A 16,114-nucleotide genomic window follows, 5' to 3' on the forward strand; every position below is an offset into this window, starting at 1 on the left:
GTAGTTGCACTCTTGCTATTGTTGTTTGCCCGCCGGCCACGAGGTGTAGCCGACGAACTCGTTATGTAGAGCGGCAGTTGCTTCCAAGCGTCTTTCAACATCCGGCCCGAGCTTCTTGCAGACCTCGTTGACCATCAGGTGCACCCACGACAGCATGGTCGCGGTGGATTCCCAGAACAGGTTGAATTCGGTGGGGATGCGGAACACCTCGTCGGCGTTGGCATCGGCCCATTCACAGAAGGTGTCGGTGACCAGGGTCACCGGGATGCCCAGCTCGCGGGCCTTGTGGCACAGCTGCAGGGCATGGCGGGAATAGCGCCGGGCCTCGAACACCACCAGCGCGCAGTCCTGGGGGCGCCCCAGCAGCACCTCGGCGAAGTGCCCGGCACTGCCGTCGACCAGTTGCACGCCGTCGCGCAGGTATTGCAGCAGATGGCTCATGCACATGGCCACGCCGCGCTCGGTCTGAAAGCCGGCGACGAACACCCGCGGTTTTTCCGCTAGGCGCCGGGCCACCTGCTGCCAGGCTTCGCCGCGGCTGTATTCGTGCACGCGTACCAGCGCGGCCATTTCCAGCTCCAGGCTGCCCGAGCGCTGGTCGTCCTCGGGTTGCTGGCGGAACGCCTGCAGGCGGTCGCCCACCAGCCAGGGGCCGTCGCCCAAGTCGTTCTGCAGGTCTTGTTTGAGTGCCTTGAGGTGCGCGTAGCCCAGCGAGCGGCAGAAGCGGCCAACGCTCGACTCGCTCACGCCCAGCTTGGCGGCGATGCTGGCCGAGGTCTGGAACGGCAGTTCGTGGAGGTTGGCGAGCATGTAGCTGGCGATCTGGCGGCCCGAGGCGGCAGCGGTGTGCAGGCTGCTTTCCAGGCGTTGCTTGATCGATTGGCTCATGGTCGGTTCCGGTTGATTTCTGGCGTGGAAGCCAAAATGGCTGTTTTCTGTCGTCAAGTCAATATTTGACAGATAGCTGTCATTGGCGGGAAAGTCTGTGCAGTTGCGCTGTAGCGAATCCAAATCCAAGAAAGGAGCTCCAGATGTCTTCACCTTCCACCGGCCCTGTCGTGCGCGTGCCTTTTAACGAACTGCGGGCGTTGCTGCAGTCGATCTTCGAGCGACATGGCTGCAGCGCGGCGGTGGCCGCCGTGCTTGCCCACAACTGCGCCAGTGCCCAGCGTGATGGTGCCCACAGCCATGGGGTGTTCCGTATTCCCGGTTATGTCTCGACCCTGGCCAGCGGTTGGGTCGATGGTCGCGCCGAGCCTCAGGTGACTGACCTTGCGCCGGCCTATTTGCGTGTCGATGCCAAGGGTGGCTTTGCCCAGCCGGCGTTGGCCGCGGCCCGCCCGCTGCTGGTGGAGAAGGCCCGCACGGCCGGCATCGCGGTGCTGGCGATCCACAACTCGCACCATTTCGCCGCGCTGTGGCCGGATGTCGAGCCGTTCGCCGACGAAGGCCTGGTGGCCCTGAGCGTGGTCAACAGCATGACCTGCGTGGTGCCACACGGTGCGCGCAAGCCGCTGTTCGGCACCAACCCCATTGCTTTTGCCGCGCCTTGCGCCGGGCATGATCCGATCGTCTTCGACATGGCCACCAGCGCCATGGCCCATGGTGATGTGCAGATCGCCGCGCGGGCGGGCGAGCGACTGCCGCCAGGCATGGGCGTGGATGCCGAGGGCCAGCCGAGTACCGACCCCAAGGCGATTCTCGAGGGCGGCGCCTTGCTGCCGTTCGGCGGGCACAAGGGCTCGGCGCTGTCGATGATGGTCGAGCTGCTGGCGGCGGCGCTGACGGGCGGCAATTTCTCCTGGGAGTTCGATTGGTCGGGCCACCCTGGAGCCAAGACCCCCTGGACCGGGCAGTTGATCATCGTGATCGACCCGAGCAAGGCCGAGGGCGAGCGCTTTGCGCTGCGCAGCCGCGAACTGGTGGAGCAGATGCAGGCAGCCGGGTTGACGCGGATGCCGGGCGAGCGGCGTTATCGCGAGCGTGAAGTGGCCGGGCGGGAAGGGGTGGCGTTGAGTGAGCGGGAGTGGGGGGAGTTGCGGGGGTTGGCGGGCTGAATTGGCCCCATCCGGATCGGGACGGGGCGCAGCTCCCCAATCCCGATCACGATCAAGTGCGAGCGATCAAACAGCAGGGTCGTGCCGAGCACGACGAAGAATAGAGCCCATTGCCCACCATCGAGATTCATGAACTCGCGTTGCCCCAGCAGTGAACAAGTGCTGATGCCCGCCACCATGAAGACGATGCACAGGATTCTGCGAAGCAGTACTGACCTGCAAAGCCAGTCGAAGAGAAGGATTGCGACCGGCAGATAGATCAGCAGGTAAAGCATGGTCATGAATGCCTCCTCTATCGGTTTCGCTCATACCAGCTCGAGCGTTCGAACAGCAGAGGAAATCCGGCGAGTGAAAAGAACAGGCCCCATGCCCCTCCATCCCAGTAAAGAACCTCCTGGGCACCGAGTTGGGTGCAAGCGGTGATGCCTGTGATCTGGAAAACCAGGTAGAGCCATCTGCGCACCAGAATCGGCTTGCAGATCCAGTCGAGGAACCAGCCTGTCAGTGCAGTAAACAGAGTCAGGTAGATATAGGACATTGTGTATACCCGTCCTCAGAGAATCAGCAGCAGCGCGCTACGTTGAGGGCCAATTCCCCCGTTGACCTGGGCTTGAAGCGATACCAAAACATCGCCGGCATGAAATGGTGGTATTGCTCCCTTTGCCAGCCTCGAGGCTGCAAATCCTGCAGCGGAGGCCACTAATCCAGCGGCCATCGTACCCGCGATTCCGACAACGGGAGTTCCTGCCGCTTTACCCACTGCTGCTCCGACCAGGGTGAGCACATCGCTCCGTTGATCATTCAGCACGTCCCCCTGCTGACGTGTGAGTGGGCGTGATACTGCAACTTTCATCTGGCATGGCAGATTGCCTGCGAGCATGCGGTCATAGAGTTGGGCCACGGCCTCCACGATTTGGTAATGCCCTTTGTGCACGAAGGTTAAGGCCAACTTGCGCAATTGGCAGTGCTCACCTGGCTGGACGGTGAACTCGCTGATATCGAAGGTAATTCCATGATGGGCAATGACTTGGTACGTCCTGTCCGGCTGCATCAATCCCTCTTTTTTTATACATGTAATTCGTGTGAGCGGGACAATGGCAGGCCGATGCAGAGGGTGCCCATTCATCCGTTTCCGGAATTGATGTGGGAAATGTCTTTGCGTCGTAAAGCTCGCTCTTGCACCCCTGCATCGACTCCTTGCACATCGGTGATGTTCCTCACGCCCCACTGCGGGTATCCTCGCTGGAGCCTTCCCTGAACTGTCCTGATTTCCAAGGAGCTGCACGCTGTGTTCAAACATGTCGATGCCTATGCCGGCGACCCGATCCTCTCGTTGATGGAAACCTTCAAGGCCGACCCGCGCGCCGACAAGGTCAACCTGAGTATCGGCCTGTACTACGACGAAGCTGGCGTGGTGCCGCAGCTGGCGGCGGTGGGCGAGGTGGAGAAGCGCCTGGCCGGCCAGGCCCACGAAGCCTCGCTGTACCTGCCGATGGAAGGTCTGGCTGCCTACCGCCAGGCGATCCAGGCGCTGCTGTTCGGCGCAGATCACCCGGCCGTGAGCGATGGCCGCGTGGCCACCGTGCAGACCGTCGGCGGCTCGGGCGCGCTGAAAGTCGGTGCCGACTTCCTCAAGCGCTACTTCCCGAGCTCCGAGGTGTGGGTGAGCAACCCCACCTGGGACAACCACCGGGCGATCTTCGAAGGCGCGGGCTTCAAGGTGCACAGCTACCCGTACTTCGACAGCGCCAGCCGTGGCGTCGATTTCGCCGGTATGCTGGCGACCCTGCAGACCCTGCCGGCGAACAGCATCGTCCTGCTGCACCCGTGCTGCCACAACCCCACCGGCGTCGACCTAAACCAGCCGCAGTGGCAGCAGGTGGTCGAAGTGGTCAAGGCGCGCCAGTTGATTCCGTTCCTCGACATCGCCTACCAGGGCTTCGGTGAAGGCCTGGTGGAAGACGCCTACGCCATCCGTGAGATGGCCCGTGCCGGCGTGCCGTGCCTGGTCAGCAACTCGTTCTCGAAGATCTTCTCGCTGTACGGCGAGCGGGTAGGGGGACTGTCGGTGGTCTGCGACGATGCCGCCACCGCCTCCAGTGTGCTCGGCCAGCTCAAGGCCACCGTGCGCCGCAACTACTCCAGCCCGCCCGCGTTCGGCGCCCAGCTGGTGGCCGGGGTGCTTGGCGATACCGCGCTGAACGCTCAGTGGGCAGCGGAAGTGGAGGTGATGCGCAAGCGTATCCTCGACATGCGCCAAGGTTTGGTCGACTTGCTCGGCGAGCTGCTGCCGGGCCAGGACTTCCAGTTCTTCCTGCGCCAGCGCGGCATGTTCAGCTACACCGGCTTCAGCGTGGAGCAAGTGCGTCGGCTGCGTGACGAGTTCGGTGTTTACCTGATCGACAGCGGCCGGGTATGCATGTCCGGCCTGCGTCCGGCCAACCTGCGCCAGGTGGCCGAGGCGTTTGCCGCCGTGCAGCGGTAATCTGCCAGGGGCTGCCAAGCAGCCCCCTCCAGCACAACCCGCTTGTAAAGACAAGTGCAACCGTCCCTCGGGCGGGGCTTCCCCAAGTGCAACCTTTGCATGCACAATCGCGCCCCTCTTCCCCGGTTGAGTTGGGCGAATCGTCTATTTCGCCATTCTCAGCCTGTTGCAGTCTTGCGAGTGGAGCTTCACCCGGAATGAATGAGCAGGCCCCAAGCGTTGAACAACGCTTTGTAGAATCGACCCCCGCCACCCTCGGCAGCTGGTCGCGTCAAGACACCACCTGGATGCTGGGCCTCTTCGGCACGGCCATCGGCGCCGGAACCCTGTTCCTGCCCATCAACGCCGGCCTTGGCGGTTTCTGGCCGCTGCTGGTGCTGGCCTTGCTGGCCTTCCCCATGACCTATTTCGCCCACCGCGGGTTGACCCGCTTCGTGCTTTCCGGCAGCAAGGGCGGCGACATCACCGAGGTGGTCGAGGAGCATTTCGGCATCACCGCCGGCGCGCTGATCACCGTCCTGTACTTCTTCGCCATCTTCCCGATCCTGCTGATCTACAGCGTGGCGCTGACCAACACCGTCAGCAGCTTCATGGAGCACCAACTGCACATCGCGCCGCCACCGCGGGCGATCCTGTCGTTTGTGCTGATCCTGGGCCTCTTGGCCATCGTGCGCTGCGGCGAGCAGGCCACGGTCAAGGTCATGAGCCTGCTGGTTTACCCATTCATCGTTGCCCTGGCGCTGCTGGCCCTGTACCTGGTGCCGCACTGGAACGGCGGCATCCTCGACACCGCCGCCCAGGTGCCGTCGGGCTCGGCCTTCCTGCACACCGTGTGGCTGGCGATCCCGGTGATGGTGTTCTCGTTCAACCATTCGCCGATCATCTCGGCCTTCGCCGTCGACCAGAAGCGCCGCTACGGCGAGAATGCCGATGAGCGCAGCGGCCAGATCCTGCGTCGCGCGCACCTGCTGATGGTGCTGATGGTGCTGTTCTTCGTGTTCAGCTGCGTGCTGACCCTGAGCAGCGCCCAGCTGGCCGAGGCCAAGGCGCAGAACCTGTCGATCCTGTCGTACCTGGCCAACCACTTCGAGCAGCCGGCCATCGCCTTCGCCGCGCCCTTGATCGCCTTCATTGCCATTGCCAAGTCGTTCCTGGGCCACTATATCGGTGCCAGCGAGGGCCTCAAGGGCATGATCGTCAAGGCCGGCATGCGCCCGGGCGCCAAGGCCCTGGACCGTATCGTCGCCGCGCTGATGCTGGTGGTGTGCTGGATCGTCGCCACCCTCAACCCGAGCATCCTCGGCATGATCGAATCCCTCGGCGGCCCGATCATCGCCGTGTTGCTGTTCCTGATGCCGATGTACGCCATCCGCCGCGTGCCATCGATGCGCAAGTACAGCGGCGCGCTGTCCAACCTGTTCGTGGTGGTCGTCGGCCTGGTGGCCCTGACCTCAGTGGTGTACGGCCTGCTGGCCTGAGCCCCTGTCCCGTAGGAAGAACGCCCGGGTCGACGTCAGTCACCCGGGCGTTTGTCTACAGGAATTGCCCGATCGTAGGGCAATTTCATCTTTACCCATAGGCACTTGCGCCCCTTCATGGTTAACTCTGAATCCTTTTCAACCCCCCGTATAAGGATTTCCGTCATGGCTCAAGTGACTCTCAAAGGCAACCCGGTTCAGGTCAGCGGTGAACTGCCGAAGCAAGGCGCCGCGGCACCTGCCTTCTCCCTGGTCGCTGGCGATCTGTCGAACAAGTCGCTGGCCGACTTCGCCGGCAAGCGCAAGGTGCTGAACATCTTCCCGAGCGTCGACACCCCGACCTGCGCCACCTCGGTGCGCAAGTTCAACGCCCAGGCCAATGACGTGGCCAACACCGTGGTGCTGTGCATCTCTGCCGACCTGCCGTTCGCCCAGGCGCGCTTCTGCGGCGCCGAAGGCCTGGAGAACGTGAAGAACCTGTCGACCCTGCGTGGCCGCGAGTTCCTGGAAAACTACGGCGTCGCCATCGCTGATGGCCCGCTGGCCGGCCTGGCCGCCCGTGCCGTGGTGGTGCTGGATGAAAACGACAAGGTGCTGCACAGCGAGCTGGTGGGCGAAATCGCCGACGAGCCGAACTACGAGGCGGCGCTGGCTGTCTTGAAGTAAGTGTTCGCCGGCTTGCCGGCGAACCAGGTAACACCCGGTAACGGCCTGGACCCAGTTCCAGGCCGTTTTCATTTAAAGTTCACCCCTTTGCCAACGTCAGCCGAAGGTAAAGCACTGGTAAAGCCCCTTTGCTAAAACGATGCCAGTGCTTATCGTTCACGCTCTCCACGCCGTCTTTCTCTGAACAAGGTTCGTTCGACCCATGCAAGCCTCCAATTCCCGTTCCCCTCGTCGCTGGCTGTTCGGCCTGCTGATCCTGCTGCTGGTGGCCCTGCTGGCCTGGTGGCTGTGGCCCGCGGCGACCGTCCACAAGGAAGGCGGCGGGCACCGTCCGGGCAAGGGCCTGGGCATGGGCGGGCGGCCGGGCTTCGGCGCCTCCACCGAGGCGGTCCCGGTGCGGGTCGAGCCGGTGCGGGTCGGAGACTTCCCGCTTTATTACAAGGCCCTCGGCACCGTGACCGCGACCAACACGGTCAACGTGCGCAGCCGGGTGGCCGGCGAGCTGGTCAAGGTCCACTTCAAGGAGGGCCAGCAGGTCAAGGCCGGCGATCTGCTGGCCGAGATCGACCCACGTTCCTATCGCATCGCCTTGCAGCAGGCCGAGGGCGCCCTGGCGCAGAATCAGGCGCAGTTGAAGAATGCCCAGGTCGACCTGGCCCGCTATAAAGGCCTGTACGCCGAGGACAGCATCGCCAAGCAGACCCTGGACACCGCCGAAGCTCAGGTCGGTCAGTTTCAGGGGCTGGTCAAGACCAACCAGGCCCAGGTCAACGAGGCACGCCTGAATCTCGAGTTCACCCAGATCCGCGCACCGATCAGCGGCCGCGTGGGCCTGCGCCAGCTGGACCTGGGCAACCTGGTGGCGGCCAACGACACCACGGCGCTGGTGATCATCACCCAGACCCAGCCGATCAGCGTTGCCTTCACCCTGCCGGAAACCCAGCTCGACACCGTGCTGGCTCGCTACCGCAGCGGCGCCAGCCTGCCGGTCGAGGCCTGGGACCGGGGCGATCAGAAGCTGCAGTCCACCGGTGTGCTGGGCAGCCTCGACAACCAGATCGACGTCGCCACCGGCACCCTGAAGTTCAAGGGCACCTTCCAGAACACCGACCACGCGCTGTTCCCCAACCAGTTTGTCAACGTGCGCTTGCTGGCCGACACCCTCAAGCAGGTGGTGCTGGCACCGGCAGCGGCGATCCAGTTTGGCAACGACGGCACCTTCGCCTATGTGGTCAACGCCGAGAACACCATCAACGTGCGCAAGCTCAAGGTCGGCGCCAGCGATGGCGAGAACACGGTGATCGTCGAGGGCCTGGCCGCCGGCGAGCGCCTGGTGCTGGAAGGCACTGACCGCCTGCGCGAAGGCACCAAGGTCGATGTGGTCGAGGACAGCTCCCAGGTTCCGACCACCCCCGGCCAGCACCTGCAGGGGCAGGGCGCCAAGGGCTCGGCCCAGACCGGTGAACCAGGCACCAAGGCGGGCGCATGAACCTCTCGCGCCTGTTCATCCTGCGGCCGGTCGCCACCACGCTGAGCATGCTGGCCATCGTCCTGGCCGGCCTGATCGCCTACAAGCTGCTGCCGGTGGCGGCCTTGCCTCAGGTCGACTACCCGACCATCCGCGTCATGACCCTGTACCCTGGCGCCAGCCCGCAGGTCATGACCAGCGCCGTCACCGCGCCGCTGGAACGCCAGTTCGGGCAGATGCCGGGCCTGGAACAGATGGCCTCCACCAGCTCCGGCGGCGCCTCGGTGCTGACCCTGCGCTTCAACCTCGACATGAACATGGATGTCGCCGAGCAGCAGGTGCAGGCCGCGATCAACGCCGCCAGCAACCTGCTGCCCAACGACCTGCCGGCGCCGCCGGTGTACAACAAGGTCAACCCGGCCGACACGCCAGTGCTGACCCTGGCCATTTCCTCGAAGACCATGCCGCTGCCCAAGCTCAATGACCTGGTCGACACCCGCGTGGCGCAGAAGATCGCTCAGATCAGCGGCGTCGGCATGGTCAGCATCGCCGGCGGGCAGCGCCAAGCTGTGCGGATCAAGGTCAACGTCGACGCCCTGGCCGCTAACGGTCTCAACCTGGACGACGTGCGCACCCTGATCGGCGCCTCCAACGTCAACCAGCCCAAGGGCAACTTCGACGGCCCGACCCGGGTGTCGATGCTCGACGCCAACGACCAGCTGCGCTCCCCCGAGGAATACGCCAACCTCATCCTCAAGTACAGCAATGGCGCGCCACTGCGCCTGAAGGACGTCGCCGAGATCGTCGACGGCGCCGAGAACGAACGCCTGGCCGCCTGGGCCAACCAGAACGAGGCGGTGCTGCTGAATATCCAGCGCCAGCCCGGTGCCAACGTCATCGAGGTCGTCGACCGGATCAAGGAACTGCTGCCGTCAATCACCGACAATCTGCCGGCGGGCCTGGATGTCAGCGTGCTCACCGACCGCACCCAGACCATCCGCGCCGCCGTGCGCGATGTGCAGCACGAGCTGCTGTTCGCCATCGCCCTGGTGGTGATGGTCACCTTCGTTTTCCTGCGCCGTTTCAGCGCCACCATCATTCCCTCCATCGCCGTTCCGCTGTCGCTTATCGGCACCTTCGGGGTGATGTACCTGGCCGGTTTCTCGGTCAACAACCTCACCTTGATGGCCCTGACCATCGCCACCGGCTTCGTGGTGGACGATGCCATCGTCATGCTGGAGAACATCTCCCGGCACATCGAGGAGGGCGAAACACCCATGCAGGCCGCGCTCAAGGGCGCGAAGCAGATCGGCTTCACCCTGATCTCGCTGACCTTCTCGTTGATCGCCGTGCTGATTCCGCTGTTGTTCATGGCCGATGTGGTCGGGCGCTTGTTCCGTGAGTTCGCCATCACCCTGGCGGTGGCCATCCTGATTTCCCTGGTGGTGTCGCTGACCCTGACGCCGATGATGTGCGCGCGCCTGCTCAAGCGCGAGCCCAAGGAAGAGGAACAAAGCCGCTTCTACCGCGCCAGCGGTGCCTGGATCGACTGGCTGATCAAGCACTACGGCACCGCCCTGACCTGGGTGTTGCAGCGCCAGCCGCTAACCCTGCTGGTGGCCGTTGCCACCCTGGCGCTGACCGTGGTGCTGTACATGATGGTGCCCAAGGGCTTCTTCCCGGCCCAGGACACCGGGGTCATCCAGGGTATTTCCGAAGCGCCGCAATCGACCTCGTTCGCCGCCATGAGCGAGCGCCAACAATCCCTGGCCAAGGTGATCCTGCAGGATCCGGCGGTGCAGAGCCTGTCTTCCTACATCGGCGTGGATGGCGACAATGCCACCCTCAACAGCGGCCGCCTGCTGATCAACCTCAAGCCCCACGGCGAGCGCGACGTCACCGCCTCCGAGGTGATCAACCGCCTGCAGCCACAGCTCGACAAGCTGGTCGGCATCCGCCTGTTCATGCAGCCGGTGCAGGACCTGAGCATCGAGGACCGGGTCAGCCGCACCCAGTACCAGTTCAGCCTGAGCTCGCCGGATGCCGACATGCTCGCCGAGTGGAGCGGCAAGCTGGTGCAGGCGCTCAAGGACCGCCCCGAGCTGCAGGATGTGGCCAGCGACCTGCAGGACCAGGGCCTGCAGGTATTCCTGGTGATCGACCGCGACATGGCCAGTCGTCTGGGCATCACTGTGGCGCAGATCACCAACGCGCTGTACGACGCCTTCGGCCAGCGGCAGATCTCGACCATCTACACCCAGGCCAGCCAGTACCGCGTGGTGCTGCAGTCGCAGACTGCCGCCAGCCTCGGCCCGCAGGCCCTGGAGTCGATCCACGTCAAGGCCACCGACGGCGGCCAGGTGCGCCTGTCGGCCCTGGCGCGCATCGAGCAGCGCCAGGCCCAGCTGGCCATCTCGCACATCGGCCAGTTCCCGGCGGTGATGATGTCGTTCAACCTGGCCCATGGCGCCTCCCTGGGCGAGGCGGTCAAGGTGATCGAGCAGGTGCAGCAGGACATCGGCATGCCGATCGGCGTGCAGACCCGCTTCCAGGGCGCCGCCGAGGCGTTCCAGGCCTCGCTGTCGAGCACCTTGCTGCTGATCCTGGCCGCGGTGGTGACCATGTACATCGTGCTGGGCGTGCTTTACGAGAGCTACATCCACCCGGTGACCATCCTTTCCACGCTGCCGTCGGCGGCGGTGGGGGCCTTGTTGGCGCTCCTGCTGAGCGGCAACGACCTGGGCATGATCGCGATCATCGGCATCATCCTGCTGATCGGCATCGTCAAGAAGAACGCGATCATGATGATCGACTTCGCCCTGGAGGCTGAGCGACACCAGGGCATGAGCCCGCGTGACGCGATCTATCAGGCGGCGCTGCTGCGCTTCCGGCCGATCCTGATGACCACCCTGGCCGCGCTGTTCGGCGCCGTACCGCTGATGCTCGCCACCGGTTCCGGCGCCGAGCTGCGCCAGCCGCTGGGCCTGGTGATGGTCGGCGGCCTGTTGGTCAGCCAAGTGCTGACCTTGTTCACCACGCCGGTCATCTACCTGTACTTCGACCGCCTGGCGCGTCGCTGGCGCCCGGCTGACGATGCGCGGCAGGCTGAAGCATGAACCTGTCCGGACCCTTCATTCGACGGCCGGTAGCCACCATGCTGCTGAGCCTGGCGATCATGTTGCTGGGTGGTGTGAGTTTCGGCCTGCTGCCGGTGTCGCCGCTGCCGCAGATGGACTTCCCGGTAATTGTGGTGCAGGCCAGCCTGCCCGGCGCCAGCCCTGAGGTCATGGCCTCCACCGTGGCCACGCCGCTGGAGCGTAAGCTCGGCGCCATTGCCGGCGTCACCACGCTGACCAGCAGCTCCAACCAGGGCTCGACCCGGGTGATCATCGGCTTCGAGCTGGGCCGCGACATAGACGGCGCGGCGCGTGAGGTGCAGGCGGCGATCAACGCCACCCGCAACCTGCTGCCCAGCGGCATGCGCAGCATGCCCACCTACAAGAAGATCAACCCGTCCCAGGCGCCGATCATGGTGCTGTCGCTGACCTCGGACGTGCTGTCCAAGGGCAAGCTCTATGACCTGGCCGACACCATCCTCTCCCAGAGCCTGGCGCAGGTCAGCGGAGTAGGGGAGGTACAGATCGGCGGCAGCTCGCTGCCGGCGGTGCGCATCGAGCTCGAACCGCAGCTGCTCAACCAGTACGGCCTGTCGCTGGACGACGTGCGCAATGCGGTGGCCAACGCCAACCAACGCCGGCCCATGGGCTTCGTCGAAGACCGCGAACGCAACTGGCAGGTGCGCGCCAATGATCAGTTGGAAACCGCCGAGGACTACAAGCCGCTGGTGATCCGCCAGCAGAACGGCGCGATCCTGCGCCTGTCCGATGTGGCCAAGGTCAGCGATGGCGTGGAGAACCGCTATAACAGCGGATTCTTCAACGACGAGAGCGCGGTGCTGCTGGTGGTCAACCGCCAGACCAACGCCAACATCATCCAGACCGTCGAGCAGATCAAGGCCGAGTTGCCGGCCTTGCAGTCGCTCCTGCCGGCCAGCGTCAAGCTCAATGTGGCCATGGACCGCTCGCCGGTGATCAAGGCCACCCTCAAGGAGGCCGAGCACACCTTGCTGATCGCCGTGGTACTGGTGATCCTGGTGGTTTACCTGTTCCTCGGCAACCTGCGTGCCTCGCTGATCCCGAGCTTGGCGGTGCCGGTTTCGCTGGTGGGCACCTTCGCGGTCATGTACCTGTGCGGGTTCTCGCTGAACAACCTGTCGCTGATGGCGCTGATCCTCGCCACCGGCTTGGTGGTGGACGACGCCATCGTGGTACTGGAGAACATTTCGCGGCATATCGAGAACGGCGAAAACCCCATGCGCGCCGCCTACAAGGGCGCGCAGGAGGTGGGGTTCACCCTGCTGTCGATGAACGTCTCGCTGGTGGCGGTGTTCGTCTCCATCCTGTTCATGGGCGGCATCGTGCGCGGGCTGTTCAAGGAGTTCTCGATCACCCTGGCCGCGGCGATTGTCGTGTCGCTGGTGGTGTCGCTGACACTGACGCCGATGCTCTGCTCGCGCTGGCTCAAGGTCCATGGCCCGCAGCAGCAGACTCGCCTGCAGCGTTGGAGCGACCACATTCACCAGCGCATGGTCGCCGGCTACGACAAGAGCCTGGGCTGGGCGCTGCGGCACAAGCGCCTGACCCTGCTCAGCCTGCTGGCCACCATCGGCCTGAATATCGCCCTGTACGTGGTAGTGCCCAAGACCCTGATGCCGCAGCAGGACACCGGCCAGCTGCAAGGCTTCATCCGTGGCGATGACGGCCTGTCGTTCACCGTGATGCAGCCGAAGATGGAGATCTACCGCCGCGCCTTGCTCAAGGACCCGGCGGTGGAGAGCGTCGCCGGTTTCATCGGCGGCAACAGCGGCACCAACAACGCCTTCGTGCTGGTGCGCCTGAAGCCGATCGCCGAGCGCAAGGAGAACGCGCAGAAGGTGATCGACCGCCTGCGCAAGGACCTGCCGAAGATCCCTGGTGGGCGCCTGTACCTGATGGCCGACCAGGACCTGCAACTGGGCGGCGGCGGCCGCGACCAGAGCACCTCGCAGTACCTCTACACCCTGCAGAGCGGCGATCTGGCCGCCCTGCGCGAGTGGTTCCCGAAGGTGGCCGCCGAGCTGCGCAAGCTGCCCGAGCTGACCGCCATCGACGCCCGCGACGGCGCCGGCACCCAGCAGGTGACCCTGGTGGTCGACCGTGACCAGGCCAAGCGCCTGGGCATCGACATGGACATGGTCACCGCGGTGCTGAACAACGCCTACAGCCAGCGGCAGATCTCGACCATCTACGACAGCCTCAACCAGTACCAGGTGGTATTGGAGATCAACCCGAAATACGCCTGGGACCCAAGCACCCTGGAGCAGGTGCAGGTGATCACCGCCGACGGCGCCCGGGTGCCGCTGTCCACCTTCGCCCGCTACGAGAACAGCCTGGCCAACGACCGCGTCAGCCACGAAGGGCAGTTCGCCTCCGAGGACATCTCGTTCGATGTCGCCGAAGGCTACAGCCCCGACCAGGCCATGGCCGCGCTGGAGCGCGCGGTGGCCAAGCTCGGCCTGCCCGAGTCGGTGATCGCCAAGCTCGGCGGCGACGCCGACGCCTTCACCAAGACCACCGAAGGCCAGCCGCTGATGATCCTTGGCGCCCTGGTGCTGGTGTACTTGGTGCTCGGCATCCTCTACGAGAGCTACATCCACCCACTGACGATCCTTTCCACGCTGCCCTCGGCCGGGGTCGGCGCGTTGCTGGCGCTGTACCTGACCGGTGGCGAGTTCAGCCTGATCTCGTTGCTGGGGCTGTTCCTGCTGATCGGCGTGGTGAAGAAGAACGCCATCTTGATGATCGACCTGGCCCTGCAGCTGGAGCGCCATGAAGGCCTGTCGCCGGAGGAGTCGATCCGCCGCGCTTGCCTGCTGCGCCTACGGCCGATCCTGATGACCACCCTGGCCGCGATCCTCGGCGCGCTGCCGCTGCTGCTCAGCCGCGCCGAGGGCGCCGAGATGCGCCAGCCCCTGGGCCTGACCATCATCGGCGGCCTGGTGTTCAGCCAGATCCTCACCCTTTACACCACACCTGTGGTTTACCTGTACCTTGATCGCCTGCGCCACCGGTTCAACCGCTGGCGCGGCGTGCGCACCGACGCTGCCCTGGATAACCCGCTATGAACTTTGCCCACACCCGAATCCACCGTGCCCTCAAGCTGCTGACCCAGGGACGCGGCTCGCGCCTGGTCAGCGCCGGGTTGTGCGTGGCCATGCTCAGCGCCTGTACCCTGAGCCCGGACTACCACCGCCCCGAGGTCAGTACCCCGGCACAGTTCAAGCAGGCCGAGGGCTGGACCCAGGCCAATCCGTCTGATGCCATCGCTCGGGGGGCGTGGTGGGAGATCTATGGCGACAAGCAGCTCGACGCCCTGGTTGAGGAGCTCAACCGCAGCAACCAGACCGTGGCACAGTACGAGGCGCAGTACCGTCAGGCCCAGGCGCTGGTGCGCAGTAGCCGTGCCTCGCTGTTCCCTTCGCTGAACCTGACCACCAGCAAGAACCGTTCGGCCCAGGGCACCGGTAGTTCCAGCTCCAGCCTGTCGAACAACAGCAGCGGCATCCGCGATACCTACAACGCGCAGCTCGGGGTGAGCTGGGAGATCGACTTGTGGGGCAAGTTGCGTGAAACCATGAACGCCAACGAGTCCAGCGCCGAGGCCAGCCTGGCCGATATGGCGGCCATTCGCCTGAGTCAGCAGTCGGAACTGGTTCAGAACTACCTGCAACTGCGAGTGATCGACGCGCAGAAGCGCCTGCTCGAGGCCACCGTGGCGGCCTATGAGCGGTCGCTGAAGATGAACGAGAACCAGTACCGCGCCGGGGTTGCCGGGCCGGATGCCGTGGCCCAGGCGCGTACCCAGCTCAAGAGCACCCAGGCCGACCTGATCGACCTGGCCTGGCAGCGGGCGCAGTACGAGAACGCCATCGCCGTGCTGATGGGCAAGGCGCCGGCCGACTTTGCCCTGGCGGCGAGCGATGATATTCCGGCGTTGCCGCAGGTGCCGCTGTCGCTGCCGTCGCAGCTGCTCGAGCGGCGTCCCGACATCGCCTCGGCCGAGCGCAAGGTCATGGCGGCCAACTCGAATATCGGTGTGTCGCGGGCGGCGTATTTCCCGGATCTGTCCTTGAGCATGAACGGGGGGTATTCCAGCAGTAGTTTCAACAACTGGATCGAGTTGCCCAACCGTTACTGGTCGGTCGGGCCGCAGCTGGCGCTGACGCTGTTCGACGCCGGCAAGCGCAGTGCCGAGGTTGACCGGACGGTGGCGGTGTACGACCAGACCGTGGCGCAGTATCGGCAGACGGTGCTCGACGGGTTCAAGGAGGTCGAGAACTATCTGGTGCAGCTCAAGGTGTACGGGGACGAGGCGGTGGTGCGGCAGGAGGCGCTGGACGCGGCGCGGGAGTCGTTGCGGTTGACCGAGAACCAGTACAAGGCGGGGTTGATCGGGTATCTGGATGTGGTCAATGTGCAGACGACGGCGCTTAGCAACGAGCGGAGTGTGTTGACGTTGTTGCAGGGGCGGTTGGTGGCGAGTGTGCAGTTGATTGCGGCGCTTGGGGGAGGGTGGGATGTTGGGCGGGATTTGGTGGTTGAGTAAAGTTTTTGGAATGTTCTGTTAGTTGTTGGTTGTTGGTTGTTGGTTGTTGGTTGTTAGTTGTTAGTTTTTGGTTTTTGGTTTTTGGTTTTTGGTTTTATGTTGTTTGAAGGTTGTGCGCGCATTCATTGGCAGCGTCGACGCTTATATCGCTGTTTCGCCTTGCGGCGACTTACTTTTGTCTTGGCAAAAGTAAGCAAAACCGCGCGCTCATTCATCCGGCCCCTACGCTTCGCTACGGGGTCCCCTCACTCCGGCC

At 64.4% G+C, this 16,114-nt stretch carries 12 protein-coding genes; 8 read left to right on the forward strand and 4 right to left on the reverse strand.

The window, feature by feature from the left end:
- Positions 1–15: 15 nt before the first annotated feature.
- Entirely contained in the window at positions 16–888 is an 873-nt protein-coding gene (locus AC25ND_RS25845; protein WP_028692150.1) for a MurR/RpiR family transcriptional regulator, read from the reverse strand.
- Between the two features lie 143 nt (positions 889–1,031).
- On the opposite strand from AC25ND_RS25845, the gene AC25ND_RS25850 reads away from it, so the two are divergent.
- Complete coding sequence (locus tag AC25ND_RS25850; protein ID WP_069016376.1) at positions 1,032–2,057, forward strand: Ldh family oxidoreductase; 1,026 nt, start codon at positions 1,032–1,034, stop codon at positions 2,055–2,057.
- Here AC25ND_RS25850 and AC25ND_RS25855 read toward each other — a convergent pair.
- From AC25ND_RS25855 to AC25ND_RS25865, 3 genes are read right to left on the reverse strand one after another with little or no spacing between them, the layout of a single operon-like run.
- A complete protein-coding gene (locus AC25ND_RS25855) occupies positions 1,973–2,338 on the reverse strand; it encodes a hypothetical protein (protein ID WP_139121039.1) in 366 nt (121 codons plus the stop codon). The genes AC25ND_RS25850 and AC25ND_RS25855 overlap by 85 nt on opposite strands.
- Before the next feature lie 11 nt (positions 2,339–2,349).
- Positions 2,350–2,595 carry a hypothetical protein gene (locus AC25ND_RS25860; protein WP_028692152.1) on the reverse strand — a complete coding sequence of 82 codons (246 nt, stop codon included), beginning with the start codon at positions 2,593–2,595 and terminating at the stop codon, positions 2,350–2,352.
- 15 nt (positions 2,596–2,610) lie between these two features.
- The gene (locus AC25ND_RS25865) at positions 2,611–3,108 is read right to left on the reverse strand and encodes a hypothetical protein (protein ID WP_486976670.1); all 498 of its coding nucleotides are present in this window, start codon (positions 3,106–3,108) and stop codon (positions 2,611–2,613) included.
- A gap of 237 nt (positions 3,109–3,345) precedes the next feature.
- On the opposite strand from AC25ND_RS25865, the gene AC25ND_RS25870 reads away from it, so the two are divergent.
- The 7 genes from AC25ND_RS25870 (at position 3,346) to AC25ND_RS25900 (ending at position 15,858) form a co-directional block, all read left to right on the forward strand.
- Entirely contained in the window at positions 3,346–4,542 is a 1,197-nt protein-coding gene (locus tag AC25ND_RS25870; RefSeq protein ID WP_182325286.1) for an amino acid aminotransferase, read from the forward strand.
- Positions 4,543–4,739: 197 nt separating this feature from the next.
- Entirely contained in the window at positions 4,740–6,020 is a 1,281-nt protein-coding gene (locus AC25ND_RS25875; protein ID WP_062363061.1) for a serine/threonine transporter, read from the forward strand.
- A 165-nt stretch (positions 6,021–6,185) separates the two neighbouring features.
- Positions 6,186–6,686 carry a thiol peroxidase gene (gene tpx, locus AC25ND_RS25880; RefSeq protein WP_028692156.1) on the forward strand — a complete coding sequence of 167 codons (501 nt, stop codon included), beginning with the start codon at positions 6,186–6,188 and terminating at the stop codon, positions 6,684–6,686.
- Positions 6,687–6,888: 202 nt separating this feature from the next.
- Positions 6,889–8,175 carry an MdtA/MuxA family multidrug efflux RND transporter periplasmic adaptor subunit gene (locus AC25ND_RS25885; RefSeq protein WP_486976671.1) on the forward strand — a complete coding sequence of 429 codons (1,287 nt, stop codon included), beginning with the start codon at positions 6,889–6,891 and terminating at the stop codon, positions 8,173–8,175.
- Positions 8,172–11,270 (forward strand): MdtB/MuxB family multidrug efflux RND transporter permease subunit, encoded by a 3,099-nt coding sequence (locus AC25ND_RS25890; RefSeq protein ID WP_069016379.1) that lies wholly within the window; start codon positions 8,172–8,174, stop codon positions 11,268–11,270. Before AC25ND_RS25885 ends, AC25ND_RS25890 begins: the two co-directional genes overlap by 4 nt.
- Positions 11,267–14,377, forward strand: coding sequence for a multidrug efflux RND transporter permease subunit (locus AC25ND_RS25895; RefSeq protein ID WP_028692159.1), 3,111 nt, complete (start codon positions 11,267–11,269; stop codon positions 14,375–14,377). Before AC25ND_RS25890 ends, AC25ND_RS25895 begins: the two co-directional genes overlap by 4 nt.
- The gene (locus AC25ND_RS25900) at positions 14,374–15,858 is read left to right on the forward strand and encodes an efflux transporter outer membrane subunit (protein WP_062573904.1); all 1,485 of its coding nucleotides are present in this window, start codon (positions 14,374–14,376) and stop codon (positions 15,856–15,858) included. Before AC25ND_RS25895 ends, AC25ND_RS25900 begins: the two co-directional genes overlap by 4 nt.
- The last annotated feature ends 256 nt before the right edge of the window (positions 15,859–16,114 follow it).

This window comes from Pseudomonas sp. P110(2024), from assembly GCF_057480795.1.

What these genes read in the sequence shown, in the direction of transcription:
- AC25ND_RS25850 (WP_069016376.1), top strand. Translation starts at nt 1,032, where the DNA reads ATGTCTTCACCTTCCACCGGCCCTGTCGTGCGCGTGCCTTTTAACGAA.
- AC25ND_RS25875 (WP_062363061.1), top strand. Translation starts at nt 4,740, where the DNA reads ATGAATGAGCAGGCCCCAAGCGTTGAACAACGCTTTGTAGAATCGACC.
- tpx (WP_028692156.1), top strand. Translation starts at nt 6,186, where the DNA reads ATGGCTCAAGTGACTCTCAAAGGCAACCCGGTTCAGGTCAGCGGTGAA.
- AC25ND_RS25860 (WP_028692152.1), bottom strand. Translation starts at nt 2,595, where the DNA reads ATGTCCTATATCTACCTGACTCTGTTTACTGCACTGACAGGCTGGTTC.
- AC25ND_RS25895 (WP_028692159.1), top strand. Translation starts at nt 11,267, where the DNA reads ATGAACCTGTCCGGACCCTTCATTCGACGGCCGGTAGCCACCATGCTG.
- AC25ND_RS25855 (WP_139121039.1), bottom strand. Translation starts at nt 2,338, where the DNA reads ATGACCATGCTTTACCTGCTGATCTATCTGCCGGTCGCAATCCTTCTC.
- AC25ND_RS25900 (WP_062573904.1), top strand. Translation starts at nt 14,374, where the DNA reads ATGAACTTTGCCCACACCCGAATCCACCGTGCCCTCAAGCTGCTGACC.
- AC25ND_RS25890 (WP_069016379.1), top strand. Translation starts at nt 8,172, where the DNA reads ATGAACCTCTCGCGCCTGTTCATCCTGCGGCCGGTCGCCACCACGCTG.
- AC25ND_RS25845 (WP_028692150.1), bottom strand. Translation starts at nt 888, where the DNA reads ATGAGCCAATCGATCAAGCAACGCCTGGAAAGCAGCCTGCACACCGCT.
- AC25ND_RS25865 (WP_486976670.1), bottom strand. Translation starts at nt 3,108, where the DNA reads ATGCAGCCGGACAGGACGTACCAAGTCATTGCCCATCATGGAATTACC.
- AC25ND_RS25885 (WP_486976671.1), top strand. Translation starts at nt 6,889, where the DNA reads ATGCAAGCCTCCAATTCCCGTTCCCCTCGTCGCTGGCTGTTCGGCCTG.